Origin of the sequence: Paenibacillus violae (assembly GCF_032461945.1) — a bacterium.
In the GTDB taxonomy this organism is placed as follows: domain Bacteria; phylum Bacillota; class Bacilli; order Paenibacillales; family NBRC-103111; genus Paenibacillus_E; species Paenibacillus_E violae.
In genome coordinates this window covers 209,155-235,118 of sequence record NZ_JAWCUD010000006.1, presented here as the reverse complement: position 1 = coordinate 235,118, position 25,964 = coordinate 209,155, and the positions used below count along the sequence as shown (strand labels likewise).

Annotated in this window: 22 protein-coding genes; 6 read left to right on the top strand and 16 right to left on the bottom strand. The window is 48.4% G+C overall.

The features are described 5' to 3' along the window. Positions 1-27: 27 nt before the first annotated feature. From RQP52_RS18930 to RQP52_RS18905, 6 genes are all read right to left on the bottom strand, one after another. Positions 28-315: a CD3324 family protein gene (locus RQP52_RS18930; protein WP_127457334.1), complete on the bottom strand. Its 288-nt coding sequence runs from the start codon at positions 313-315 to the stop codon at positions 28-30. A gap of 1,063 nt (positions 316-1,378) precedes the next feature. Continuing rightward, positions 1,379-2,137, bottom strand: coding sequence for a LamB/YcsF family protein (locus tag RQP52_RS18925; protein ID WP_315953446.1), 759 nt, complete (start codon positions 2,135-2,137; stop codon positions 1,379-1,381). A gap of 70 nt (positions 2,138-2,207) precedes the next feature. Further along, positions 2,208-3,194: a 5-oxoprolinase subunit C family protein gene (locus tag RQP52_RS18920; RefSeq protein WP_315953308.1), complete on the bottom strand. Its 987-nt coding sequence runs from the start codon at positions 3,192-3,194 to the stop codon at positions 2,208-2,210. Continuing rightward, a complete protein-coding gene (gene pxpB, locus RQP52_RS18915) occupies positions 3,184-3,972 on the bottom strand; it encodes a 5-oxoprolinase subunit PxpB (protein WP_315953307.1) in 789 nt (262 codons plus the stop codon). Before pxpB ends, RQP52_RS18920 begins: the two co-directional genes overlap by 11 nt. Further along, positions 3,969-4,772, bottom strand: a complete 804-nt coding sequence (locus RQP52_RS18910; RefSeq protein WP_315953306.1) for an alpha/beta hydrolase — start codon at positions 4,770-4,772, stop codon at positions 3,969-3,971. Before RQP52_RS18910 ends, pxpB begins: the two co-directional genes overlap by 4 nt. Positions 4,773-4,929: 157 nt before the next feature. Beyond that, complete coding sequence (locus RQP52_RS18905) at positions 4,930-6,531, bottom strand: bifunctional metallophosphatase/5'-nucleotidase (protein WP_315953305.1); 1,602 nt, start codon at positions 6,529-6,531, stop codon at positions 4,930-4,932. Positions 6,532-6,684: 153 nt separating this feature from the next. Here RQP52_RS18905 and RQP52_RS18900 point away from each other — a divergent pair, with 153 nt between their 5' ends. Both RQP52_RS18900 and RQP52_RS18895 read left to right on the top strand, forming a co-directional pair. Next, positions 6,685-7,671, top strand: coding sequence for a phosphate/phosphite/phosphonate ABC transporter substrate-binding protein (locus RQP52_RS18900; RefSeq protein WP_315953304.1), 987 nt, complete (start codon positions 6,685-6,687; stop codon positions 7,669-7,671). A 185-nt stretch (positions 7,672-7,856) separates the two neighbouring features. Next, on the top strand, positions 7,857-8,105 hold the full coding sequence (locus RQP52_RS18895; protein WP_315953303.1) for a hypothetical protein: 249 nt from the start codon (positions 7,857-7,859) through the stop codon (positions 8,103-8,105). Positions 8,106-8,167: 62 nt separating this feature from the next. Here the strand turns inward: RQP52_RS18895 and phnE are convergent, their stop codons facing one another. The 3 genes from phnE to RQP52_RS18880 all read right to left on the bottom strand — a co-directional run bounded on the left by phnE (position 8,168) and on the right by RQP52_RS18880 (position 11,725). Further along, positions 8,168-9,742, bottom strand: coding sequence for a phosphonate ABC transporter, permease protein PhnE (phnE, locus tag RQP52_RS18890; protein ID WP_315953302.1), 1,575 nt, complete (start codon positions 9,740-9,742; stop codon positions 8,168-8,170). Beyond that, complete coding sequence (gene phnC / locus RQP52_RS18885) at positions 9,739-10,512, bottom strand: phosphonate ABC transporter ATP-binding protein (RefSeq protein WP_315953301.1); 774 nt, start codon at positions 10,510-10,512, stop codon at positions 9,739-9,741. Before phnC ends, phnE begins: the two co-directional genes overlap by 4 nt. 187 nt (positions 10,513-10,699) lie before the next feature. After that, positions 10,700-11,725, bottom strand: a complete 1,026-nt coding sequence (locus RQP52_RS18880) for a HoxN/HupN/NixA family nickel/cobalt transporter (RefSeq protein WP_315953300.1) — start codon at positions 11,723-11,725, stop codon at positions 10,700-10,702. Between the two features lie 171 nt (positions 11,726-11,896). On the opposite strand from RQP52_RS18880, the gene RQP52_RS18875 reads away from it, so the two are divergent. The 3 genes from RQP52_RS18875 (at position 11,897) to RQP52_RS18865 (ending at position 14,133) form a co-directional block, all read left to right on the top strand. Then, on the top strand, positions 11,897-12,733 hold the full coding sequence (locus tag RQP52_RS18875) for a sensor histidine kinase (RefSeq protein ID WP_315953299.1): 837 nt from the start codon (positions 11,897-11,899) through the stop codon (positions 12,731-12,733). 2 nt (positions 12,734-12,735) lie between these two features. Continuing rightward, positions 12,736-13,407 (top strand): response regulator transcription factor, encoded by a 672-nt coding sequence (locus tag RQP52_RS18870; protein ID WP_315953298.1) that lies wholly within the window; start codon positions 12,736-12,738, stop codon positions 13,405-13,407. Positions 13,408-13,503: 96 nt separating this feature from the next. Further along, positions 13,504-14,133, top strand: a complete 630-nt coding sequence (locus RQP52_RS18865) for a YcnI family copper-binding membrane protein (RefSeq protein WP_315953297.1) — start codon at positions 13,504-13,506, stop codon at positions 14,131-14,133. A gap of 57 nt (positions 14,134-14,190) precedes the next feature. On the opposite strand, the gene RQP52_RS18860 is transcribed toward RQP52_RS18865, so the two are convergent. After that, positions 14,191-14,673, bottom strand: a complete 483-nt coding sequence (locus tag RQP52_RS18860; protein ID WP_315953296.1) for a dihydrofolate reductase — start codon at positions 14,671-14,673, stop codon at positions 14,191-14,193. Between the two features lie 30 nt (positions 14,674-14,703). Next, positions 14,704-15,648 (bottom strand): thymidylate synthase, encoded by a 945-nt coding sequence (locus RQP52_RS18855; RefSeq protein WP_315953295.1) that lies wholly within the window; start codon positions 15,646-15,648, stop codon positions 14,704-14,706. A 326-nt stretch (positions 15,649-15,974) separates the two neighbouring features. Between RQP52_RS18855 and queF the strand changes: the two genes are divergently transcribed. Beyond that, a complete protein-coding gene (gene queF / locus RQP52_RS18850) occupies positions 15,975-16,475 on the top strand; it encodes a preQ(1) synthase (RefSeq protein WP_157319586.1) in 501 nt (166 codons plus the stop codon). Here queF and RQP52_RS18845 read toward each other — a convergent pair. The 5 genes from RQP52_RS18845 to RQP52_RS18825 form a co-directional block, all read right to left on the bottom strand. Further along, positions 16,472-17,719, bottom strand: a complete 1,248-nt coding sequence (locus RQP52_RS18845) for a HAMP domain-containing sensor histidine kinase (protein WP_315953294.1) — start codon at positions 17,717-17,719, stop codon at positions 16,472-16,474. The two genes, queF and RQP52_RS18845, sit on opposite strands and share 4 nt — an antisense overlap. A gap of 173 nt (positions 17,720-17,892) precedes the next feature. Further along, positions 17,893-22,482 (bottom strand): cadherin-like beta sandwich domain-containing protein, encoded by a 4,590-nt coding sequence (locus RQP52_RS18840; protein ID WP_315953293.1) that lies wholly within the window; start codon positions 22,480-22,482, stop codon positions 17,893-17,895. Positions 22,483-22,659: 177 nt separating this feature from the next. After that, positions 22,660-22,902: a hypothetical protein gene (locus RQP52_RS18835; RefSeq protein ID WP_315953292.1), complete on the bottom strand. Its 243-nt coding sequence runs from the start codon at positions 22,900-22,902 to the stop codon at positions 22,660-22,662. A gap of 52 nt (positions 22,903-22,954) precedes the next feature. Beyond that, positions 22,955-25,009 carry a molybdopterin-containing oxidoreductase family protein gene (locus RQP52_RS18830; protein ID WP_315953291.1) on the bottom strand — a complete coding sequence of 685 codons (2,055 nt, stop codon included), beginning with the start codon at positions 25,007-25,009 and terminating at the stop codon, positions 22,955-22,957. 114 nt (positions 25,010-25,123) lie between these two features. Next, the gene (locus tag RQP52_RS18825) at positions 25,124-25,894 is read right to left on the bottom strand and encodes a C40 family peptidase (RefSeq protein WP_315953290.1); all 771 of its coding nucleotides are present in this window, start codon (positions 25,892-25,894) and stop codon (positions 25,124-25,126) included. Between the last annotated feature and the right edge of the window lie 70 nt (positions 25,895-25,964).

The following is a 25,964-nucleotide window of genomic DNA, read 5'->3' as shown; positions in this document are numbered from 1 at the left end:
AAGCAACATCCACAATGGATGCTGCTTCTATGCTTGATTAGCTGTTAACTCGCGCGTTTTCACAATAATTTTGCGGATGCTGTCTTCCGATAAATGAAAGACCTTAATTAACTCCATCACCGTGGAGCCTGTTTGGTACAACCGGAAAATTTCTTGATTTCTACGCTCGATAATAATGCGTGTTCCGTTATTTTCTCCCCATCCAGCGCGTTTCTGCTCTTTCTTAGGGATATATACGATTTCACCTTGGATATATTCTTGTAATTGTTTTAATAGGTTAGGGGGAAGAACGTCCTTCCCGTTCTTGTAACTCATGGATGAAAACCTCCTCAAATTGTCGCAAAGATTAAACTTTGTTCGGATTTGCAGAGAGTAATCTCATCGCCCCTAAACCTCATACCATTCTTATCAAAATGGAATAAAAAAAACACGACCATAATCGTGCCTGTCGGTTGTATATGCAATTATACAAATTCAGGTGAACGGTTATTCCACGAATGATATTCAGTTAGGAGACGATTACCTCTGCGGCGGCCGCAACACTCATCGCTACTGTCATTGTCATTGTGTTCATTATAAAACACTCCTTTCACCTAATATTGGGATTGTATTACATGGGGTTGGAGAGCAAAGTCTCTCCTGTATTGCCTGTGTGTTCACTTCGTGTTCACAATTCTCATTATATGTAAAAAGCTTCTCGCTGTCTACTCGTAAGTTAAAGAATATGCGGGAGCCCAGAGGGCCCCCGGTTGTAACGATGACCTCTGCTTACGCAGAGATCACCTCCGCTTTTGTTGTAATCACCTTGATCACTCCTTTCCGAAGTTATTAGCTGGCCGGCTACTTCTCTATTTACTCATAATCCTACCCCATTCTCAAGTGAAAGAATCGTTATAAGGATTCTTTCCTAGGCGGGTGTCTGGGATGGAATTGAAGGATGGTGGTAGTTGGAGTGGTAGGACTAGGGCTGGGTGCGAAGAGTGTGGTAGGTGCAGGGACTGGATGGCATTTGAAGGATTGCAGGGCTGGATGTGATGAGTATGTAGGTGCTGGGACTGGATGGCATTTGAATGAGGGAAGACGTGTGGTGGGTGCTGGGAAGGAAGGGAAGGAATGTGTGGCTGAAAGGAGGTGACGGGGTGCAGGGACTGGGTGGTTGGCATCGAGTGCTTCCGTAGAGGCTAACGGACCTGATTGCCGCTATTATAAGTGTTTTTGCTGTATGAGCAAGGAGTAAAAGACTGTATAGCCGCTATCTGCTGATTTTAGGGTGGATATCGATAACTTTCAGGTAAATAACAGCACCTGAGTCCGCTAGATCCAATTTTCATCCTAAAAGTGGCAGAATAGCGGCATCTCAGTCCGCTAGAGTCACAGATCAATGCCCCAGCGCCGTCACCGCGATGCCGCTGCGGTTCAGCAGCGCGCAGATATCGCGCGCAAACTCCACGGCGTGAGCACCGTCGCCGTGGATACAGATCGTGTCCGCGCGCATGCTCAGATCCTCTCCCTCTTGGGAGAGGACCTTCCCCTCGCGGACGAGGCGCACGACCTGCGCCGCTGCATCCGCGGCGCTCTCCAGCAGCGCCCCGGGCTGATCCCGGGGCGTCAGCGTGCCGTCCCGCCGGTAGGTGCGGTCCGCGAAAGCTTCGCTCGCGGTTCGCAGCCCCGCGGCGGCACCCGCCCGCAGCAGTTCGCTGGCGGGCGGTCCAAGCAGCGTCAGCTCCGCACTGACGCTGAGCGTCGCAGCCGCAATGGCCGCGGCGAGATCATGGCGCTTCGCCGCCATGTGATAGAGCGCGCCATGCGGCTTGACGTGCTGCAGGCACCCGCCTTCGGCGTGGACGAACGCCTGCAGCGCCCCGAGCTGATACAACGTCAGCTCGTAAGCCTCAGCCGGCGTGATGGCTATCTCGCGCCGGCCAAAGCCCTGCAGATCGGGGAGGCCCGGATGGGCCCCGATCGCCACGCCTTTGCGCAAGCACAGCTGCACAGTGCTACGCATGGTGGCAGGATCGCCTGCGTGGAACCCGCAGGCGATGTTGGCGGAGCTGACGAAGTCCAGCAGCTCCTCGTCCCGCCCGAGGCGATAAGCGCCGAAGGCTTCGCCCATATCACAATTTAAATCTATACGCAGCCCACTCACTCTTCCATCACCTTTCTTAACTCCATTGCTTTTTCATAAGTTCTTAGCTGCACTTTTCAAATCACCCATGATCCCTAAACCAAGCCTGCACGCCGGCTTCCAGCAACCGCATATCCATAGCCTGCAACAAAAGCTGCTCCTGGGCTTCCCTCAAACTAACCTCACGGAAACGCAATTTGCCCACTGGCTTCACTTGAGCGATTAGCGGCAGATGAGCCGTAATGACATGGGCAATGCGCGGATAGCCGCCTGTTGTCTGGCAGTCGGAAAGCAAAAGAATGGGCTGACCGCTCGGCGGCACCTGAATCGTGCCTGGGACAACGGCTTCCGAAATCATCTCATGGGAAATCCCTCGTTTCAACGAAAGAGGTTTCCCTTCCAGCCGATATCCCATCCGGTCCGATTGTGGGGTAACCGTGAAGCTTCGTGCCAGAAACTTCGCTCTGACCGATTTTGCAAAATGGTCCGCTTCCTTGCCCCATACAATGCCCACGACCGGATTGTCTTCGTACTTCGGTCGAATAAAAGGAGTGACCGCACCGGAAACAGACCAGTTGTTGATGTTCACGGTTGCCTTCCCCGCATTGCTTAGCTTTAGTTCATCTCCCGCTTGAAGTGCTCTGCCTTCATGCCCGCCGATCCCTGCCCGCAGATAAGTGCTTGTGCTTCCCATGCTGGCATTCGCTGCAAAGCCCCCATGGACGGCTAAATAAGCTCTACAGCCCTTCACCGCATAGCGAAAGCCCAGTTGTTCCCCTTTTTGGATGAAAAAAGATCGCCATAACGGCACTCTTCTGCCTTCCACATCCGCCTCGAGATCAGCTCCACACAAGGCTATCAGCATATCTGATTGCGCGACCATGCTTGGTCCGTTCAAGGTCATTTCTAATACGGCGGCATCGGCGGTATTCCCTACAAGAATGTTAGCCGCTTGGTGGGCAAAAAAGTCCATAGGACCCGATGCAATGACGCCAAATTTACGGTATCCATAACGCCCTTGATCCTGCAGGATCGATAACATTCCCGGCTTGATGATTTTAAAGCCCATGTCCCAGGTTCCTTTCAGCGGTAAAATGGAACTGCTCCGGCGTGATGGCGACGAATTTCACCCGGTCCCCTACCTGCAATAGAGACGGGGGAGTGGATTGCGGCTGAAATAAAGCAAGCGGGGTCCGACCGATCAGGTTCCACCCGCCTGGCGTTTCAAATGGATAAATGCCTGTTTGTGCGCCGCCAATTCCTACCGATCCGGCTGGAATACGGGGTCGGGGTACTGCTTTTCTAGGTGTAACCAACCGCTCATCCATTCCGCCCAAATATGGGAAACCCGGTGCAAAACCAATCATATAGACCGGATAGATTTGTGCAGTATGCAGGGCGACGATTTCTTCCGCTGTCAAACTGTGATAAGCCGCTACCTCCGCAAGATCAGGACCATATTCCCCACCGTAACAAACAGGAATTTCAATAAGTTTCTCGGTCTGGGGTGACTGCTGCTCGTTCGTGAACTCAAAACTGTCCAAGCACCGCCCGATGTGTTGAAGAACTTTGTCGCAAGGAAGCATATAGTTCTCTCCGGCAGGATGCACATGTTTGCGGTGAACCTCCGCTTCTGAGAAATGCTCATATACCACGACCGGATCATAATAAATCGTAATCGTCGTATAAGCGGGCACCAGTTCTATAAAACCTGCGAAAGGGTGCTTCTCCAGATAGGCAGTCACTTGCCGCACCAGATCTAGCGTTGACAGCTCAATGCTCGTGCCAAGCGTAAGTACGATGGCCGAATCCCCAAGGTGATGCCATTCGTAATGGAGCTTCGTCATGCAAATTTCTGCTTTTTCAACCAGTTTGCGCAAAGTTCAGGCCACATATAGGCTTCGTCATGATCCGTCGCCATGCCAATACCGTGCCGTCCGCTCTCAAAAACATGCAGATCGTACGGTACTTTATGACGGCTAAGCGCCCCGGCAAAAAGCAAGCTGTTCTCTACGGGAACGGCGGCATCGTCTGCAGTATGCCAGAGAAAAGTTGGCGGTGTATCCGACGATACTTGTTTCTCTGTGGATAACAAAGTAACCAGCTTTTCATCCGGTGCCTCGCCTAACAGATTCCTTTTGGAACCCACATGTCCAAACTCATCGAAGGATATGACGGGATAACAAAGAATTAAAGCGTCTGGACGGCTGCTTTGTCTCTCGATAGGATCATCTGCGTCTTGGTTTCCAGCATCAAATAGTGTACCCGCTGAGGAAGCCAGGTGACCACCTGCAGAGAATCCAAGAATCCCTAGCCGATTCGGATCAACCCCCCATTGCTGCGCATGGTGTCTTACCGTTCGAATCGCTCTTTGGGCATCTTGGAGCGGAATTGGATGTTCATATGGAGCTACCCGGTAGTTTAAAACAAAGGCTGAAATCCCAAGTCCATTGAGCCACTCTGCGACAGGCTCGCCTTCATGGGGCGCACGCCTACCGTAGCCGCCTCCGGGACATACTATAACGGCAGAGCTCAAGCCTTCGCTTGCTACAGGATACAAAGTCAAGCTCGGGCATCCTTGGTTTTCCTCACCGATGCTATCCTTGGATGCTCCGGGCCATAATTCAATTGTGATTGCGGTGTTCACTCAAGAAACCTCCTTTATTTATGTGCTATGCTAATCATATCGAATCCCCCCAAGTTCGCATAGGTAGGATTTTACAAAAATGATGACGTTGCCTTGATTCTTATGTGGAAAGAAAAAAAGACGGCACAGGTTTTTTCCTGCACCGCCTTTTTCATTTCTACTCTGTATCCCAGATGACTTCCCAATTCCCATTCACACTGGCTTCAATCGTACCCCGCTCCATAATATACCCGGCAAGAAGCTCCGCAACATCCGTCGGAATATCCTTAATGACCGGCTTATCCTGGAACATGGCATAGTTGCCTCCGCCTGCAGCCCTGTAATTGTTCATCACTACATCGTAGGATGCGTCAAGGTTCAGCGGCTGCCCGTTGTAATCGAGCTGTACGACACGCTCTCCAATCGGGCGTGAGATGTTCAATTTATACGTAATGCCTTCCCACATATCATAGTTGTAATGCTGCGGCTTCGGCTCTCTAAACTTGCTGCTGACCTGAACTTCGCCATCGGGTGTCAGTTCGAAATATTCCGCAGACTGCTCCAAGGCGTCCTTGATGTCTTGCCCGGAAATCCGAATCACTTTCAACGTGTTCGGGTAAATGTAGTTGGATACGATGTCCCTCATCGTAATATCGGAAGGAAAACCCGGCGATACATTATCAAACAACGCTGTATTCGAAATGGACGCTCCGGATAGCTCCATCTGTACCCGATTGATGAATTCGATCAGTGCGCTGTCTTTTAAGCGTGTCTGCATGGGATCTTTCACGAGCATATCGCCCGTGAGCTTGCCGATAGGTTGATCCAGCCACTCTTGCGTTTTTGCTTCATGGGTATCTACAAGTTCTAAAAGCTTCTTGTCTGCTTCAACACCCATTACGGAGAGCAGCTCTGATGTCTTGGTATCGATCCGCCATTTGCCTTCCACCATCGAAAGCTCCAGCTTCACTTTCCCAAGCGTAACGCCAGCCGTTCCCGGTTGAACAACAAGGACACCATTGATGCTTTGCCCTGCAATGCTCCGGTGCTGATGCCCGGTCAGAAGCACATCCAACCCTTCAACCTCCATACAAAGCTGATAGCCCTGATTTTCGCCTGTCAAAGGTTCCGTTGGTTCCCCTGTCTCCAGATGTCTTTCAAAGCCTCCATGATAAGAGACGATTACAACATCCACATGCTCTTCTTCCTTAAGCACTCTCACCCATTTGTGAGCTGCTTCTACAGCATCCACAAACTGCAAACCCGCGATGTGTGCGGGATTTTCCCAATTTGGAATATACGGTGTCGTCAATCCCAGAATACCGATGCGAACACCTTCAGGAAGTTCCTTGATGATATATGGTTTCCCTAAGAATGGCTCTCCGCTTGCTGCGTCTACAATACTTGCGCACAGCCACGGGAACTCGGATTCCTTGACCGCTTTACCAAGTACATCAAGACCATAATTAAACTCATGATTCCCGATTACAGCAGCATCATAGCCAATATAATTAAGTCCGATCACCATCGGATCCATCGGCTCGTTATCCAATCTAGCGTGATGATAGGCAAGCGGAGTGCCTTGAATAAGATCCCCGTTGTCGATGACGATCACACTAGCTTCCTTTTTCCGCTCAGCTGCTACCAATGCCGCTATTTTGGCTAAACCCACATCATTGGGCAAGTTATTGGCGTAATGCAAAGGCAGCATATTGCCATGTAAATCGCTTGTTTCCAGTATGGTTACTGCACTTTTCTGCACCTTACCAGGTTGAGTCAAGTTCCCCACTCCACAACTTTTTATTTTGTAAATACGTACATAACAATTGGCAGTTTAACAAATACTTCACACTATCTTCCATATCCTTTATGTTAATGTTATATTACATCTTAGATAAATAGCAAATAAATTTAAACGGAGGTCAAAAAAGTAATGAAAAAATTAACAGTGATTACCCTTTCCATGATGGTTGTTGCAACAGGCCTGCTTGCTGGCTGCGCAAAGAAAGAAACACCGGCTCCATCAGCTTCAGCTGGTGCAGCAGCGAGTGCTTCTCCGGCAGCTTCCGCTAGCCCAGCTGCAGCTACAGGTTTTGTTCCAAAAGAACTTAAAGTTCAATTCGTTCCTTCCCAAAATGCAGAGACGCTTGAAGCGAAAGCAAAACCACTTGAAAAACTTCTCGGGGACAAGCTGGGTATCCCGGTTAAAGTATCCGTTTCAACTGACTATAACGTTGTAATCGAAGCTATGGCTTCCAAACAAGTTGACGTTGGCTTCCTGCCTCCGAGCAACTACGTTGTTGCCCATGATAACCGCAAAGCGGCTGATCTGCTTGCCCAAGCGACACGTTTTGGCGTTGACGATGCAACTGGCCAACCAACGACTGAACTCGTGAATTTCTACAAATCCGAAATCCTTGTGAAAGCAGATTCCCCAATCAAATCGGTTGCTGATTTGAAAGGCAAGAAAATGGGCTGGCAAGGTGTTACTTCCGCAGCTGGTTACGTTTACCCAGGTCTGTTGTTGAAAAAAGCTGGCGTTGATCCAGTGAAAGATGTAACAGGCGTACAATTCCAAGGACATGACAAAGCGGTTATCGCGCTTCTTAACGGTCAAGTTGATGCTGTCGGCGTATTCCAAGACATTCGTACAAACATGATCAAAGATTACCCAGACATTTTCAAACAAACGAAAGTTCTAGCTTTCTCCGACAAAATCCCTAACGATACAATCGCTGTTCGCTCTGATATGGATGCAGCATGGAAAAAGAAAATCCAAGACGCTTTCCTGGCACTTGGTACTGATCCAGAAGGCCAAAAAATCATTTTTGATGTTTACACACATAAAGGTTATGTTGTAGCTAAAGATGAAGATTTCAACATCGTTCGTGATGCGAACAAAGAAATGGGCTTGAAATAAGCCGATCTAAATCAAGAGGCTGTCCCAAAGTCATCCATTGACGGAGGGAGAGCCTTTTTTTTTCAATTCTACGCATTTCCACGCTTGCATACTATGGATGTGGCACGTCCGGTAAATTTTTTTTTACTTTTGCATGACAAACGTTTACCTGAACTTGTCATATATCATAGTGGGGTGAAAATGGAATGTTCGAAAAGCTTATTAGCAGTAAAAATGAAGTCTCCATCCGGTGCGGCAACGACGAAATTAGAGGAGTTATTACGCATTATTATTCAGCCTTCCAACTGTTGAAAATAAGAAACATCATGATTCCCCTGGAGCTAATCGAACAGATTGAAGTCCTGGAACCGACAAACAGCTCAACCGGATTATCAAAATTTAGCCGCGGTTCCCTTCGTTTAGTTACCCGCGAGAGACTTTCAAATCAAGTGTAATAGACATACATAATACAACGTGCATAACAAAACAGACGCCGCAGCTAGCGGCGTCTGTTGCTTTATACGATGCGTTTACGAAGCGATCCTGAAATGTAATCAATGACAGAGACGGTAATGATAATCCCGATCAGGATGATCCCTACACGCGGCCACTGTCTCGCATTCAGCGCGAAAATAAGCGGCGTACCGATCCCTCCGGCACCAATGACGCCAAGCAGGGTTGCTGAACGAACGTTGATCTCGAAACGATATAACGTATACGAGATGAAATCAGGGATGACTTGAGGAATGACGGCAAAGGCCATCCGCTGCCAAATGTTAGCGCCAACGGCATTCATTGCCTCTGTTGGCCCCATATCCATATTTTCAATGGCTTCGGCATAGAGCTTCCCTAGCATCCCTACGGAGTGCAATCCTAAGGCCATTACCCCGGCATACGCATTAGGTCCTACAGCTTTGATAAAGATCAAAGCCATGATAATTTCAGGAATCGTACGAACGATACTCAAGAACAATTTGCCGGTTCCCGAGACGGCGCGGTATCGGCTCATATTCGCTGCAGCCCAGAAGGCAAACGGCAAACAGACAATCGCCGAAACGAAGTTCCCCAAATAGGAAATCGATAACGTTTCAAGCAAAGAACGAAGTAAATCCTCGCCTTCCGGAATATAGACATACGCCCAATCCGGATGAAACAAGCCGGTAATCATTGCTTTCGTCAGAATCCATGTCGTTGGTTGAAATCCTGTTAACTCCAGACCTGTCAACGACCAGATGAACAAAGCAATAACAGCGACCCATCCTACGACTTTGTAAGTAAGCGCACGTGATTGTGACATTGGCTTCGCGCTGCCCTTCAACAGGTAGGAACGGAACCGGGTGCTTACCAGGTCAATAATGACTACAACAATCAACGTGTAAATGACAATCGCACAGGACTGATCATAACGGAACAGATCCAGCGTGTTTTTGAGCAGCAAACCGATACCGCCGGCTCCAACCAAACCCAGGATAGCGGAGGCACGGATACTGACTTCAAATGTATACAGGAAATGAGCGAGATACGTAGGTGCGACCTGTGGAAGAACACCGAAACGAATCAGCTTCAGTTTATTGGCGCCAACGGCTGTCATCGCTTCCAGAGGGCCTGGATCAATCGCTTCCGTCGATTCATAGGAAAGCTTAGACAAAATACCGAATGTGAAGAAAATGAGCGCGAGCGTACCTGCTGTCGGGCCAAAACCTACCAACACCGCAAACAAGGCAGCGTACAGCAGATCCGGAATCGTGCGAAGCAGGTTCATGATCAGCCTGGCCGGATAAAAAAGCCACGGCGCCGTTGTTACGTTACGTGCTGCAAGAAGCGCCATGGGATAAGCAAAAAGAGCTCCTATGGTTGTACCGATAATGGACATTTGGATGGTTTGTGCCATCGGCTTCCAAATATCAGCGAAAAACGCCCAATCCGGCGGAAACATTTCTCCAATAAATTTGAGGATTTCCGGTGTTCCGGTAACCAGCTTCGAGAGTGTCGCGTCCGTCTGATAGATGCTTCCGATCAGGAACAAAATCATGATGATGGCTGTGAGATATATCTTCGTTCGAGGAGGTCTTTTGACAGACGTCACACTCATCCCTCCTGCACCCCCAACAGCTCATCTTTCTTAATGGCACGGCCATAAATTTCGGAGAATACCTCATCTGTCGCTTCTGCAACAGGTCCGTCATATACGACTTTCCCTGCACGAAGCCCGATAATCCGCGTTGCGTATTCACGTGCAAGATCAATAAAGTGCAAGTTAACAACCGTTGTGATACCTAGTTCCGTGTTAATGCGTTTCAGGTCATCCATAACCTGCCTCGTTGTTAAAGGATCCAAGGAGGCAACAGGCTCATCCGCCAAAATGATTTTGGCTTCTTGGGCAAGCGCCCTCGCAATGGAAACACGCTGCTGCTGACCACCGGACAATTCATCTGCGCGTGAATAAGCCTTCTCCCGAATATTCACTCTTTCCAGTGCTTTCAGGGAAAGCTCGATATCATGTTTAGGGAACAAACCAAGGACGGTGCGCAATGTGGAGTGGTAGCCTACGCGACCAGATAATACGTTGCGAAGAACTGTAGAACGCTTAACGAGATTGAAGGTTTGGAAGATCATCCCGATATCTCTGCGCATCCGGCGTAATTCCGAACCATTTGCTTTTGTGATCGATTTGCCATCTATCAGAATTTCTCCGTCTGTCGTCTCATGCAAGCGATTGATTGAACGCAATAAAGTAGATTTCCCTGCGCCTGAGAGGCCAACGATGACAATAAACTCTCCCGGGTTAATCGTCAAATTAATGTCGTTCAGACCCACAGTTCCGTTAGGATACACCTTGGAAATATGTTTAAACTCAATCATATAAGTCCTACTTTCTTTAAATGGTATCAAAGATCAGACCAAACTAATTCAACGAATTTCGTCAAAATCCTTCTTTCTATGATAACCTTTAGAAAATATTCATATTCCATTGTTCACCATGACAACAAAAGAGCCCCGGAATTTGATCCGAGGCTAGTCATAATGGCTTATCTCTCAAACTTTCGAACTATACTTTAGCACGCCAGCGCTCCTCGATTTTCATCCCTTTCCATACCGCAATGGAGACGATCCACGCAATGACGAACAGGGCGACGAGGATAAATCCCAAGGTGCCGAAATCAATATCCTGCAGCCAAGTCCAGAAGGTGCCTTCCATGCCGAACTCTTCCGAGAGCACCTGCCCCAACTCAATGACACCGATAATCAAAGCGGCAATGACGGCCAGAGCGGTTACAGTCAAATTGTAATAAAGCTTGCGCACGGGCGTATGGAAAGCCCACTTGTAGGCTTTCGTCATGAACATCCCGTCAGCTGTGTCAAATAAACTCATGCCTGCTGCAAATAGCAGCGGGAGCGAAATGACGCCGATGAACGGAATGGCATCTTTGGCTGCATGGGCAGAAATGGCTAACAGCGCAATTTCACTAGCCGTATCGAAGCCTAGACCAAAGAGAAAACCTAGCGGATACACATGCCAGCTTTTGCTGATGAAGGAGAACAACGGTTTGATCATGCGGGCAATAAATCCACGGGATTCCAACAGCTCTTCAAACTCATTGTCATCCTGCTTGCCGCCGCGGAATTTGACGAATAGCTTATATAAGCTTATTAGAATAATCAAGTTAATAATACCAATGATAACCAGGAAAAGCCCGGATACCGAAGCGCCGATGACGCCTCCGAAACGCTGCATCCAAGGAAGCTCACGCTCCGCCCATGTCACCGAAAAAGCGGTCACAATCGACATGAGGAAGACGACAGAAGAATGGCCTAACGAGAAATAAAAACCGACGCCTAACGGGTTGCGTTTCTGTTGAACAAGCTTACGCACGGTATTGTCAATGGCCGCGATATGATCGACGTCAAAGGCATGCCGCATGCCCAGCGTATAGGCAAGCAGTCCGATCCCCCAAAAAGCAGGAGACGATTTGGCCACCGAATAAAGTCCAATAAGGCCTAGTACATGGAGAAGCAAGATAAAGCCTATGTATCCGCCCCAGCTTTTCCGCTGCTCCAGCAGTGATTTCCACATGTAGTATACACACACCCTTCCCACTCGTGCTACGATTTATTTACAATGTAGCACACGTGTGCGCGACTTGAGAAGCATTTTGCCTAATTTATTGTGAAGATCTCTAACATTTATTTGATATAATAGTATCCGTTCCAAATAATGAGCTATGTAAGGAGTGGAAATGAACTGATGTCTCTTCGTCTTTTTAAACTTTTTACCATTTTCGTACCTGTGGTCATCATCGGCGGCTTTGAATATATACGCCATGAATTCCTATTAAATTACTTAACGATGGAAGCCGGCAACTTCTCCATTACCGTTATTACGCTGCTGCTCTCGTACCTCTTTGCCTCGTGGATGTTTCAAAGCATTGAACGCAGCAATGAGCAGCTTACTATGGGCGAAGCCCGCAGAGCCGTCTACGAAGAGCGGGAACGTCTCGCCAGAGAGCTGCATGACGACTTGGCTCAGACGCTTTTTTTCCTCAACGTCAAATTAAAGCAAGGTGATTTGGAGGAAGCCAAAGCCGCCGTATCGGAAATCGACAACTCGCTCCGACAGGCGATTTTTAATCTTCGCACGCCGCCTGAAGAAGGGACTGGCCTTGAGCAGCGTATCCATAAATTTCTGCACGATTGGCGGATGGTGACAGGCATTGAACTGCAGGAGGAGCTGGAGATTGATGAAAACAGCTTCACTCCCACAGAGGAGGTACAGCTTTTCGGCATCATCCAGGAGGCCTTCACGAACATTCGCAAGCACTCCATGGCAACGGAAGCGACAATCTTGTTGGAAGCTCAGCCAGATGCCTGGAAGCTGCATATTACGGATAATGGCCGTGGACTTCAGCATGCTGAAGCAGCAGGCAAGAAATATGGCATTGAGCTGATGCAGAAACGAGCATCTGATTTAGGAGCCACTTTCGAACTTAAGGCAAGAGGTACAGGCGAAGCACAAGCAGCAACAGGAAGCGGAGACACGGCCGGGACCGAACTCACTGTGCAAGCCGCAGATAGGAGGAACTGATTTTGACATCCACGCAACCCTTCCGTGTACTTATTGTAGATGATCATCCTTTGGCGCGAAAAGCGATCCGCAGCATGCTGGAGCCTGATGCCGACTTTGAAATTGTGGGTGAAGCCAGCAGCGGTGAAGCTGCGATTGTGCAGTGTGGTGAGGTCGCGCCCGATGTGGTATTGATGGATATTCACATGTCTCCTATGGATGGACTTGAAGCTACACGGCGCATCAAACAAGCATATGGGACGATCCGAATCGTCATGCTGACGGTTTCCGACGATGTGGCCGACCTCTTCACGGCCCTGCAGTTCGGTGCCCAGGGCTATTTGCTCAAAAATATGGATCCAGATGAATGGCTTACCTATCTTCGCGCCTTACTGGACGACAATTCCGATGCCGCCCGGGGGATGGCGGACAAGCTTTTTCAACGGTTTCGTGCACCGGTAGGGAATTCGGCGGAAGGTCCAACACCGAGCATGCTAACCTCTCGGGAGCAGGAAATCACCGCCTATGTCGCCCAGGGAGACAACAATCGGCAGATTGCCGAGAAACTGCTCATTTCGGAGCATACCGTCAAAAATCATATGAAAAATATATTGGTTAAGCTCGGGCTTGAGAACCGGGTGCAGCTAACCGGATTCGCCATCAAACACGGCTTGACACGAAAAGGACAAAACTAGTCGAAAAAATAGCCCACTAGAGTCATACTCAGATGCTTACCAAACAGGTAACATGGACAACATGAGAAGAGTTGATTCGAAAGGGGAAAATGTTCCATGTTTAAAAAATTGATGTTAAACGCAAGTATCCTGCTGATCGGTTCCATGCTGCTAATCGCTGGCGTCGCTAGCGCTCACGTAACGGTTTATCCCAAAGAAGCTACACAAGGCAGCTACGAGATGTTTACGGTTCGTGTCCCATCCGAGAAAGATATTCCTACTGTGAAAGTGGAAGTGAAGTTCCCGATGGACTCCGTTGCCGTTTCCCGCTTTGAGCCAAAAGCCGGCTGGACATATGAAGTCGCCAAAGATTCCGCTGGTAAAATTACCGGCGTTACTTGGAAAGCAAGCGGAGACGGACTCGCGAGCACGGAGTTCGGTGATTTCAATATGCAGGGCAAAGTAGCGGACACAGCTACCCAAATCGTTTGGAAAGCTTACCAAACTTACAAAGACGGCAGCGTCGTGGAATGGGTCGGCGCAGACGGCTCAGACAAGCCTGCCTCCGTTACGACGGTGAAAGCCAAAGCCGGCGCTATTACGGACAGCCACGGGAACGTCGTTGCTGGCCAAGCTCCTGCTGAAAGCGGCAGCTCCAGCTCCAAAACACCACTGTACCTTTCCATTGTAGCTGTTGTGCTCGGGGCATTATCCTTGATCGTTTCATTCACAAGAAAACGCCGTTAATCATAAGAAAAGGCCTTGCGTTCTCCGTCACAATTGACGCCGAACGCAAGGCCTTTTTTATGCTCTTTGATAAATCCGGAAGTAGTACTCGTACGGATTTTTCTCGTTCCGTTCACCTTGTTCGCTTGAGAGCAAGGTCCAGTCGGACAAATCCAGCTCCGACATGTACGTGTCCGCTTCAAACTCGTGCTCGATGAATGTTATGTACATCCGGTCAACCTTCTCCGCGAACAGGCGAAATATTTCCGCGCCTCCGATAACGAAAAGCTCTTGATCTTTGAATGCTTGAACAGCTTCATCGACGGAGTGAATGACCTCGCAGCCCTCAGCCCGAAACTCCGTATTCTGCGTAAGGATTACATTGCGTCTCCCAGGCAGCGGCCTTCCGATGGATTCGTACGTCTTGCGTCCCATCAGAATCGGGTGTCCCATCGTTACGGCTTTAAAAAATTTCAGGTCACCTGGCAAATGCCAAGGTAATGTATTGTTCACACCTATGGCACGATTGCGGTCCATGGCAAAAATAAATGAAATACTCATAGCCGGTGCAAACCTCCTTTCGTAACAAGTCTATACCGCTACTGGCGCTTTAATCGTCGGATGCGGATTGTATCCAACCAACTCGATGTCACTGACATCGAAATCGAACAACGACGCAACGTTTTGATTCAGCTTCAGCGTTGGCAATTCCTTCGGCTCACGGCTCAGAAGCGTATGAATTTGATCGATATGATTCGTGTAAATATGAGCATCGCCAATGGTATGGACAAACTCCCCTACGCCTAGTCCGCACTCCTGTGCAATTAGGTGCGTAAGCAGCGCGTAGCCTGCAATGTTAAAAGGAACGCCCAGGAACGTGTCGGCGCTGCGCTGATATAACTGGCAGCTCAGCTTGCCGCCCGCCACATAGAACTGGAACATCGTGTGACACGGCGGCAGCGCCATGCTCGGCACATCCTCGGGATTCCAAGCGGAGACGATGAGCCTGCGGGAATCCGGGTTCGTTTTGATCATATGGATGACCTCTTTGAGCTGATCAATCGTACCGCCCTGTGTTGTCGTCCAGTCTCTCCACTGCTTGCCGTACACATCGCCGAGCTCGCCGTATTGCTTCGCAAACGACTCGTCATTCAGTACCTTTTCCACGAAACTAGCCATTTGCTCGTCATACTGAACCTTGAATGCTTCATCCTGCTGGGAACGCAGCCCAAAGTTCGTCATATCCGGTCCTGTATAATCTGCGCTTTCAACCCACTTTTTAAAAGCCCATTCATTCCAAATATGGTTGTTATGCTGCAGCAGATACCGAATATTTGTATCTCCTTTAATAAACCAAAGCATCTCACTGGCGATTAACCGAAAAGGCACTCTTTTCGTCGTCACAAGCGGGAATCCCTCCGAGAGGTCAAAACGCATCTGCCTCCCAAATACGGACAACGTCCCTGTCCCTGTTCGGTCTTCCTTTTTAGTCCCGTTTGCCAATATATCTTGTAGCAATTCCTGATAGGCTTTCAAAGCTAACGAACCTCCATCCCATAATAAAAGGCATATCTATCTATTTTACCATTCTCGTCCCCTCAGTGGTATCTGAAAGTGCGCACAATTTCTCCACGAAATCCCAATCTCTCGGAGATGCATTTTGGCGGCATATATGGTACTATTTGCTCCTAGAAGAGGTTCGCAAACTCCCTCTATGATAAAAACTTCCATCGAAGTCATTCGAAGCTGAGCGACCGCGTTCAGAGGTTGTTTTTATCGCCAATAAGAATTTGTTCCATCTATGATTGCCGGAACATTCTAAATTCTTATGTGGTAAAAAAACTATGAAAAGAGGATTCATCATGTCTGCAGGTAGAAGCAATGAAGATTTAAAAGAAATCACCCTACTCGGAAATCAAGGAACGAAGTATGTGTTCAACTATGATCCGACGGTGCTGGAAGCATTTGATAACAAACATCCGAACCGGGATTATTTCGTAAAATTCAATTTCCCTGAGTTCACGAGCCTGTGTCCCGTCACTGGACAGCCGGATTTCGCCACCCTCTACATCTCCTATATTCCGAATATCAAAATGGTAGAGAGCAAGTCCCTCAAGCTGTACCTGTTCAGTTTCCGCAACCACGGCGATTTCCACGAGGACTGCGTCAACATTATCATGGATGATTTGATCAAACTTATGGAGCCCCGATATATCGAGGTTTGGGGGAAATTCACTCCGCGCGGCGGCATTTCGATCGATCCGTATTGCAATTGGGGTCAGCCCGGCACGAAGTTTGAAGCGATGGCTGAGCACAGGTTGATGAACCACGATATGTACCCTGAGAAAATCGATAATCGTTAATTTTGCTGCAGAGGTAAGGTAATTGTTACTGTCGTACCTACGCCTTCTTCACTCTCATAAACAATTTTGCCGTTCATCGTCTCGATGATTCGGATAGTAACAGCTGTCCCAAGTCCTGTCCCGACATCCTTCGTGGAATAAAACAGATGGCCGATGCGGGATAGCTGGTCTTTGCTCATTCCTTTGCCGTTATCGCAAATGCTGATCTGCACTTCACCTGCCATCCCCGTCAAACGAACCTTCACTTCGCCATTCGCCTGTGTAGCTTCAATCGCATTTTTAATCACATTCACCAGCGCTTGCTGCAATTGCCCCCTATCGGAATGAATATAGATATGCTCATCGACATGACAAGTAAGCTCTACGCCATTTTTCATCGCCATCGGTGTTAGCAAGATCAGGATATTCGTTAGCACATCCGAAAAAGAAAAGGATTCCAACTTCGTTAGTTTAGGTTTGGAGAAATTCAAATAATCACTGATAATCGTCTCGGCCCGCTCCAGCTCCTCCATGGCAATGGTCAGATACTGTTGATTTTTGCCTAGTTCGCTTGGGCGCATGAGCTGGAGAAACCCTTTTACAACCGTTAGTGGATTACGAACCTCATGTGCGATAGAAGCAGCAAGTTCACCTAAGGTTTTCATTTTTTCAGCTTTTTGGATTTCCGCTTTCATTTTGGCATGTTCTTCATTCAGTTCCAGCAGCATAGTGGAGAACCAAGTTCCCAAAATCGTGAGGATTCCGAACGCAGTAATGGCGGGAATCATTCGATAATCCAGGGGTTCGCCGGAAAACAATGAATACGAAATTAATATCATGAGCATGACAAACAGCGGTCCCAGGGCAACCACAATAGTTGCCTTAATCCGCGAGTTCCCCGTCAAAGCATTAACTTTGAACGAAGCAAGCAAGGGAATCATGAACGCAATCGTCATACTGATATATCCGAACAAAAGCGCATCGCCACCAAGGTAGGTACGCGTCATAATGATCATTGCATAGTTAATAACGCCTGCTTTCCGCCCCATATATACAGTAGCTATGACCATAGGAACGTACCGCAAATCCCAAAATAAATTCAGATCTTCATAAGAAAAAAGCAAACAAAGCGAGGATGCCATTCCATACAATAACCCCATCATAATGGGAGATTTTGCGTAACTCCAACGTTCGCCAAAAACGCTCTGCAATAAAACAGGAGCAAGGACAATCAGGATGTTCAGAAATAATTTTTCTAGTAACATAGCTCCTCCTACACCTACGGCCACTCAAATTCTTACACCTTGTAACTTCTGCAAAAACCAGGATATTCCCTTTTTTAACCATTGGATTTTTCTGGATAACTGCCATAAAATAAAAAAACTATGACGGAAGCACCTCATTCGAAGCCTTCAGTCATAGCTTATTTAACTATGCATTAATTTGTAAAAGTCAATGCTTGCAGTACCCGAAGCAGCAGGACAGCGCTTTGCGCCCGTGTCGCTTCCATATCCGGGTCAAATGAAGATGAGCTTGTGCCTTCCATTAGCTTTAACTTTCCAAGATGATAGATCGCCTCTTGGGACCATGGCTGAATTTGCTTTTGATCCTCATAGGATGGCGGTTCCCCTTGCGCTTTTTGCTCGTTGTACCCCGCTGCCAGTAAAGCGCGATTCATCATAACCGCCATTTCCTGACGGGTAATCGTTTGTTCCGGACGGAACGTCCCATCCTCGTAGCCAGTAATAATGCCAGCTTTCACAGCGGCGTTTACAGCATTGTTGTACCATTCTTTAGCGTTCATGTCTTTAAAAGGGGCGTCATCCCCCGAGGACTTGATGCCCAGTGTCCGCACGATCATTGCTGCTAATTCGGCGCGGGTAACGGGTTGATCCGGACCGAATTCCTCTTTGGAAATGCCTTGGACAAGCCATTTGTTGGCCATTTGCTCAATTTCGTCCTTCGCCCAGTGTGTGGCTGTATCCCCAAAGGAAACCTGGTTTTCGATCAGTATAAACGTGCCGTTTGCACGACCATAAATGGTAACTTCCCCTGCTTGAACCGTAAAGGGAACCGGTTCATAGCTGACATTGCCATTGGCATCTTGTACAACCCTAGCGGCAGCCAAGTTACGCTCAGCAAGCGTTCCATTCTCTACTTTTAGCGTATATGGCACATACTGATTAAAATCATGGATGTCCACGGATTGGCCATCGCTCGAAACTGCCTTCATGGCGAAATCCATCGAAGTCACAACTTGAAGTCCGGCAGCTTGGGCTTGTGCCGAAGCAGAATCGTTGGTGGTGATAGCAACCTCAAGCGTCGCGAATTGTTCTGAAAGCAGCTGCTTTACAGGGAGCTTGAGGCCTCCTATTGGCGAATCAATCCTCACCGATGGCACTTCAAGCAGCTTATCCAACGCGGATTTCGTCAAGTTGACCTGCACTTGCTCCGTGCTGTCCGGTGTCTCTACCACAAGTGTGACGGGTCCGTTCCCTTGTGCTTTTGTGATCGCCTCAACCGCCTGTGTATCTACTGAAGCTGTAACGGTCGTTTTGCCGTTAACTTCCGACACTTTGGTGCCTAGCTTAACGGAAGGTGTTGAAATCGGGCCTCCTGAAGCTGGGCTGTAAGGAGAGGCTCCTTTGTCGTCCCTGTCGTTTGCGCCTTGCGTTATTGTCAGCAGGTACGTTTTCGTTGCGTTGTTTTCTGCGATAACTACAATTTCAATGGCATTTGAACCTACCTTTAGTTGGATCGGTGTTGATGCTGCCCCGCTGTCCACGGAGATTCCGTTGATTTTTATCTTGGCATCGGTGCTTGCTGCCGTTGGCGTGATGACGATTTCATTTGTTACGTTCGGAACACTTAATGAATATTCCGAATGCGCTGCATCAAAGGCAGGACTCAGTGTTCCAGCACTAGTTGTTAGGCCGCTTAAATTCGCGTTATCGGAAAGCTGGCGTGTTACTGTCAGCTGATACGTTTTCGTTGCGTTGTTTTCTGCGATAACTACAATCTCAATGACATTTGAACCTACGTTAAGTTGGATCGGTGTTGATGCTGCCCCGCTGTTCACGGAGATTCCATTGATTGTAATCTTGGCATCGGTGCTTGCTGCCGTTGGTGTGATGACGATTTCATTTGTTACGTTCGGAACATTTAATGTGTATGCCGTTTGTGCTGCATCAAAGGCAGGACTTAACACACCAGCATTGGTTGTCAGACTGCTCAACGTGTTATCAGAAGAAGGCCAAACTTCAGTCGCCGTCACGCCGCTCGCTTTCAAATAATTAGTACCTAGATTATCTAAAATATTTTTGATAACGGAAATGTTGGTACCCTTTTGAAGCTGAATCCCATACGTGTTTCCAGTGATGGTATTCCCTATGATTTGTACATTTTGAGGGTCACCAGCGCCGACACCCCCGGCATTTTGATCCCCGTTGTCGTGTTCAAGCAAAATCCCCCAGTAGCCGGAAGCCGTGTTGTTGCGAATGATGTTATTTTCGATGCGTGTTCCTGGCCCGTTTAAAATATTGATCCCTACACCATTGTTGACAGTCGTTGTATTTTCAATGATGTTATGCTCAATCCGTGTATCCGGAGTGCCCATGGTGACGACAATTCCTTCACGCGCATTGCGGATCACGTTGTCATGAATGTAGTTTAGAGGCCCTGTTTTACTATGGTTGCTTGGAGCCGTCCCGCCTGTATTACCAAGGCCTACGCCGCCGCCAGTAAAAATATCCTCAACGGTATTGCCATAAACTTCGTTCAAATACTCCAACTCACCATGGAGATCAATCGCATCTAACTTTGTATTCTTATAGTGGTTGTTTCGCAGTACGTTATTGTGCGCTACGTTTTGAATGAGGGACCCATGGCGTAAATACGGCCCTTCAAAAGTGGAATCTTCCACTAGGTTCCAATACGTATCGTTATCGAATCCGAGCCTATCGACCTTCGGCATCCCTTGAATGGACGTGCCATATCCGGCACCGCCGCCGCCTAAATCCGTTGCATTGCGGAAAGTCGCATGACGAACAACGACATCGTGACTGTTTTCAATGCGGACGGCCATACGTCGAAAACGTTCCACAGTGACATGATCGACGGTCACATTGTAGGACGGATCTTCACCGTAGTTGGCGATAGCAATCATGCTGTCAGGCCCTCCGGCAGCCGGATTATTGATCACATGATCCAATGAAAAGGCACGATTCCATGTGGAAGTAACGGTCAGATTGGAAACCAAAATATCATGTTGACTCGAAGATTTCAGCACAGAACTATTTTTAACATCATCAATGCTTGATTTCAAAATCGTTTGCGCCTCACTTTCACCCCGCAGGTTGACGCCTGACTTCAGCTTTAAATTGATAAATCCATCCGGGGATGTCATTAAGTTATAAACACCGTTCGGAATGAACACCTCGTCGCCAGCTGTAGCGGCATCTATGGCATTTTGGATGGCAATGCGGTCATCTTGGGCATTATCCCCCGGGTCTGCGCCATAATCAAGCACGTTGCGTTTAACGCCAGTTACCTGATGAGGCGAGTGCACAGCATGTTCAGACCCATCTGGTTTCGTTAATCCCGGCTTTGTAAAAGGGACCGTCCCTGGCGGCGCTGTTGGCGTAATATTGGGAACGATCGCTACCGGTGTATCACCTGAAGGGAACGGTGGATAGATCATAACTTCCGTTAAACTGGTGAACGTACTGCCATCGGAGTTACCGTGTCCAATGATGCGAACGAAGCGAGCCTGTGTATCCGGGATATCAAAAGCTTGCATATTCACCGTATTCGGACGGCTGTTTCCGGTGAACACATTCGTCCAGGTTTGCGCATCGTTTGATGTTTGAATATCAATGAGCGTGGTACGCAGATCACCTTTATAAAAAGCAATGCCAACGTAGCCAATGTTCTTCGGTTGCCCCAAATCAAACATCACATATTGCCCGTCACCTGAAGCTGACCAGCGGCTGAACAAGTTGTTATCGAGGGTGTTGCTCTCAACGTTTCCATCGCTGCTGCTTGCATTGACTTCTACGACTTGCAGAGGTGTAACTGGCGCGGACAATGTCGTTACGTTGTAGGTAAGAGGTGTCAGCGAGTAATTGCCGACCGCATCTCCTGCGTAAACGCTATATGTAACGCTTGTATTCGGAGTTAACCCTTGAACGGTGTATGTATTCCCTGTCACATTGCTTAGCAGCACATCATTCTGATAAAGCTTATAGTTCGTTACCGCACTATCATCGATGGCTGCCGGCCAGGTTAATTGAACAAAATCCATACCCAAATTAATCGATTTTAAGGCTGCGTTTTGCCCCCACGTTGGCGGAGTATTGTCGCTTTGAACGACACGCCGTACCAAGAGCTGCGGCTCAGGGTTGGAGGCTGAAGTGTTCTCTTTCGAATACACATTAACGGAGTTGGTTGAATTTGAAGCAATGATGAAAGAAACTTTCTGGTCGGAGAGATGCTGCCTTACATAATCTGTCACGTCTACGGTGTATAAAATCGGTTTAGCTGAATTAGCCTGATTCACAATAAATTGTCCTAATGGATTCATCGCGGACAAATCCGTCTGAGGAGCATTATTCCAGGTTATCGTTGATTCTTGCCATGAATTATTTAATAAACCATACACTTGTAGGCCTGTGTCGATGTCACTGCTGCCTTTTTTCGCAGACACTTGCAAATAATATTTGTATGTACTATCGGATACGGTAGACACATCAAACTTGAAATAGACTTCTGTCTTTTTCGAGCTGCTGGTTGAAAGGCTGTATAATCCTAGCGTCGAACTCCCCAAATTCGTTCTGTTGTCGTAGTTCGTATCCGCTACCTCAGGCTTGGTGCTGTCTGTAACGATAGCAGCATCTGCACTGGTCGGGAGAGCAGCAACATCTACCTCAACATCCGCTGCTCTGCCTGCCGCAGGAACGAGGAGTAGAGAAAAGACCATGGAGAACAGTACCAACAAAGCTAGTCTTTTTTGTAAAAAGCGAATTTTCATGTAGCCATGCTCCTTATTCAGTTTAGTCTCGCATTTTGTAAGCGTATACAATTATCTGCGATTCAATCATATTACCCCCTTTTTGACAACTTTTATTGTCATTTATTTAGGTGCAGGAGGGATATTATTGGAAAAAATTAAAAAACCGACCCCACAGGGTCGGCTTCTACATCCACATTAATACATCGGCTTCGCTTGATACAGCAATTGCGGCTGCGGGCATTGCGGGAAAGGGTAAATATCCCGAATTTGGTTGAAGGCATAATGCTTGGTGGCAAATTGCGTATGGTATAAGTATTCAATCAGATAAATCGATCCGCCTTGCACACTGCACAGAATTCCTGAAGTACCGGTACCGTCCATAAGGGATACACCTACTGGACTGCCTATCCAAGCATATGCTTTTTGCTGTAATGACATAGGCCATCACCTCCTGCATTACTTTATGCGGGAAGGTGCCCATACGTTCAGCTCACTTCTCAAGCTTTTCCACACGCACACGACCGGAGAAAAAAGTTGCCCCTCCGCCCATATCCGCCACACGATCCGGCGTAAGCGCATTAACCAAGGCTTTGCTGCCATTACCGGACGAATCCGCCCAGAGTCCTTGGCTCACGACAACACCTGGCAGCACGTCCGAGCCCGCCGCTACGGTTAACTCGCATTCGCCACGAGCATTCCACACGCGAACCATTTCGCCACTCGCTATCCCTAATGAGGCGGCATCCGCTTCATTCATGTGCAGCTTCGGCGTTTTTTCCATGCGGACATGCTTCTCATTATGAGCAAACGTCGAGTTCAGAAAGTTATGATTCGGCGCAGGGATAAACAGGAACGGCAAATCCCCTTCATCGGGAAGCGGAATGTACGTCGGCAAAGCCGGATACCCCTTCTCTTCCATCTCACGGGAGAAAAGTTCAATTTTACCACTCGGCGTCCGTAACTGTCCTGGAAACAGCGGCTTCACTTCCGCTTTCATGAAATGTTTCTCCAGCAGGTTATCATAGGTAATATTCGCTAACGCCGGATTTCCGGGGTGATCCAAAGCTTGGCGCACCAGATCCGCATCGCTATCCTGCAAAGCCTCATCCTCATAGCCCATCTCCGCGGCAAGCAGGCGAAACACATCGACGTTCGCTTTGCTCTCGCCATATGGCCGAGCGACAGGGAGTTGAAGATGTACGTAATGATGCCAATAGGAACGATAGAAGTCCGTATTCTCAAAAGATGAGGTAGCCGGGAGCACGATATCGGCGTATTTCGCCGTCTCAGTCAGAAACAGATCATGCACAACCGTAAATAAATCGTCCCGCCGAAGCCCCTCTCTCACTTTATTAGCATGGGGGGCAACTAACGCCGGATTGGAATTGTACACATACAGCGAACGAATTGGCGGATCTAGCTCCAGCAACGCGCTGCCAAGCAAGTTCATATTAATCTGCCGCGCCTCTTTCACCCGCAGATCAGGTCGCTGCAGAGCGGGAATATTGTGTTCCAGATAAGCACCGTTTCCTTTAATAGCGCCGCCTCCACGCTGCATCCACTGTCCCGTTAATGCCGGTAAGCAAGCAATGGTTCTCACGCACATTCCGCCGTTATCATGATGCTGAATCCCGTTGCCGATGCGAATAAAAGAAGGCGAAGTTTGACCGTATAGTCGCGCTAAGCGGTAAAGATCTTCGACAGGGACTCCTGTTATGGCAGATACCACAGAAGGTTCATACTGCCGAACATGCTCCCTCAGTTCCTCATGACCAACTGTATATTGCTGCAGAAAAGCCTCATCCACACTATCTTCAGCAAACAAAATGTGCATGATTCCCAGCGCCAGCGCGGCATCTGTTCCCGGCATAATCGGGATAAACCAATCGGCCCAACGGCCCGTTTGGTTTCGGTGAGCGTCGATGACGACAATTTGCGCTCCGTTTTTGCGGGCTTTCTCAGCCAACATGACCTGATGCATATTTGTGCTGACGGCATTGATTCCCCACATAATGATGAGTTTGGCGTGCACCGTATCCTCCGGATCGGTTCCAAAGCTGCCGCCCATCGTATATTTATAGCCTTCGGTTCCTGCTGATTCACAAATCGAGTACAGCAAACGGCTTGCACCCATCCGGTTAAAAAACCGGCGATCCATCCCCTCGGTCCCAATCCGCCCCATATTGCCGTAAAAGCTGTATGGCAGAATGGACTCGGCGTCTTCCTCTGCGATCAGCTTTTTCCAGCGGGTTGTGATGGTTGCGATCGCTTCCTCCCAGGATATGCGTTCAAAGCGGCTCCCCTCCCCTTTCGGGCCGACGCGCTTCATAGGGTACTGCAGCCTTTTATCATCATAAAGACGTGCCGTCATATTGCGAACTTTATTGCAAATTGCCCCTTGTGTCACCGGGTGGTCGGGGTCTCCTTCTATTTTAACGATCTTGCCAGCTTCCTTATGAAGCAGCAATCCGCATTGATCTGGACAATCCAGTGAGCATACGGCTGGAAAAATCCCATTATCCTGTTCAATCATCGACGAGTGCATCTATAATTAGCTCCTTTCCGTCACTTCAACTTCTTTACTATATAACGAATTAAAAGGAAGGGAAACAATGGCGCATGAAAATGCCCCACTACATGGCCTAGTGGGGCATTGCGTTTAGTCTAAGACTGAGCCCCCTAGAACAAAACGATACTGCAGATGCTTAAAAAACATATGGTCAATCCGCACGCCGCCTGTCTTTTTGGAAGCGGAATGAATGATTTTCCCATCCCCTAAATAAATGCCCATATGGCTGATCGGCTTCTGTGAGGGGTCGAGATTGGCATAATCGGAAGGCCGATTGCCCATGAAATTCGTAAAGAACAGCAAATCCCCGCGTTTTGCCTGCTTGAGATCGGTGTATTTCCGCTTGGATAGGGCTTCGACATAAGCAGCCTGATTCTTCGCATCCCAGGGCAAATCCATCCCGAGCGCAGTCAAATATACCCAACGCGTGAAATCCGAGCAGTCAAAAGATTGCGGGTCTAGCCGATCCGACCCATATACATAAGGGGTTCCGAGGTAGCTTTTGGCTGTCTCGATTACGTTCTCGACGTAACCTCCTTTTTTCGGGACGATGTCCGGACTGGGAAAAGCCTGGATCAAAGGAAAGCCGTTTGGCAGAAGCGCATGCTTCTTATTTTCTGCTGCAAGGCTTTTTACGTGATTCGAGGTAGAGGCATAGAACTGCTCAACGCCCAAATCGCCGATGTACAGCTCCGCATCGCTGCTGGTCAGATTCCAGTCCGACATCCGGTTATCCGTCTCCCGCTCGGCCGTCAGTTGCACCTGGTCCCCCGTGCTTAACTGCTTAATCCTTGATGGGTGAGAGCACCCGGTAAGTGTGAGCGCAGAGGCTAACACGATGCTCATTGCAAATATGCGCATGATCAAACTCCTTGGCATGTGATGCTGTTAGGATGCCAAATTTTCGGGAGAATAAACTGGGAGCGGATAG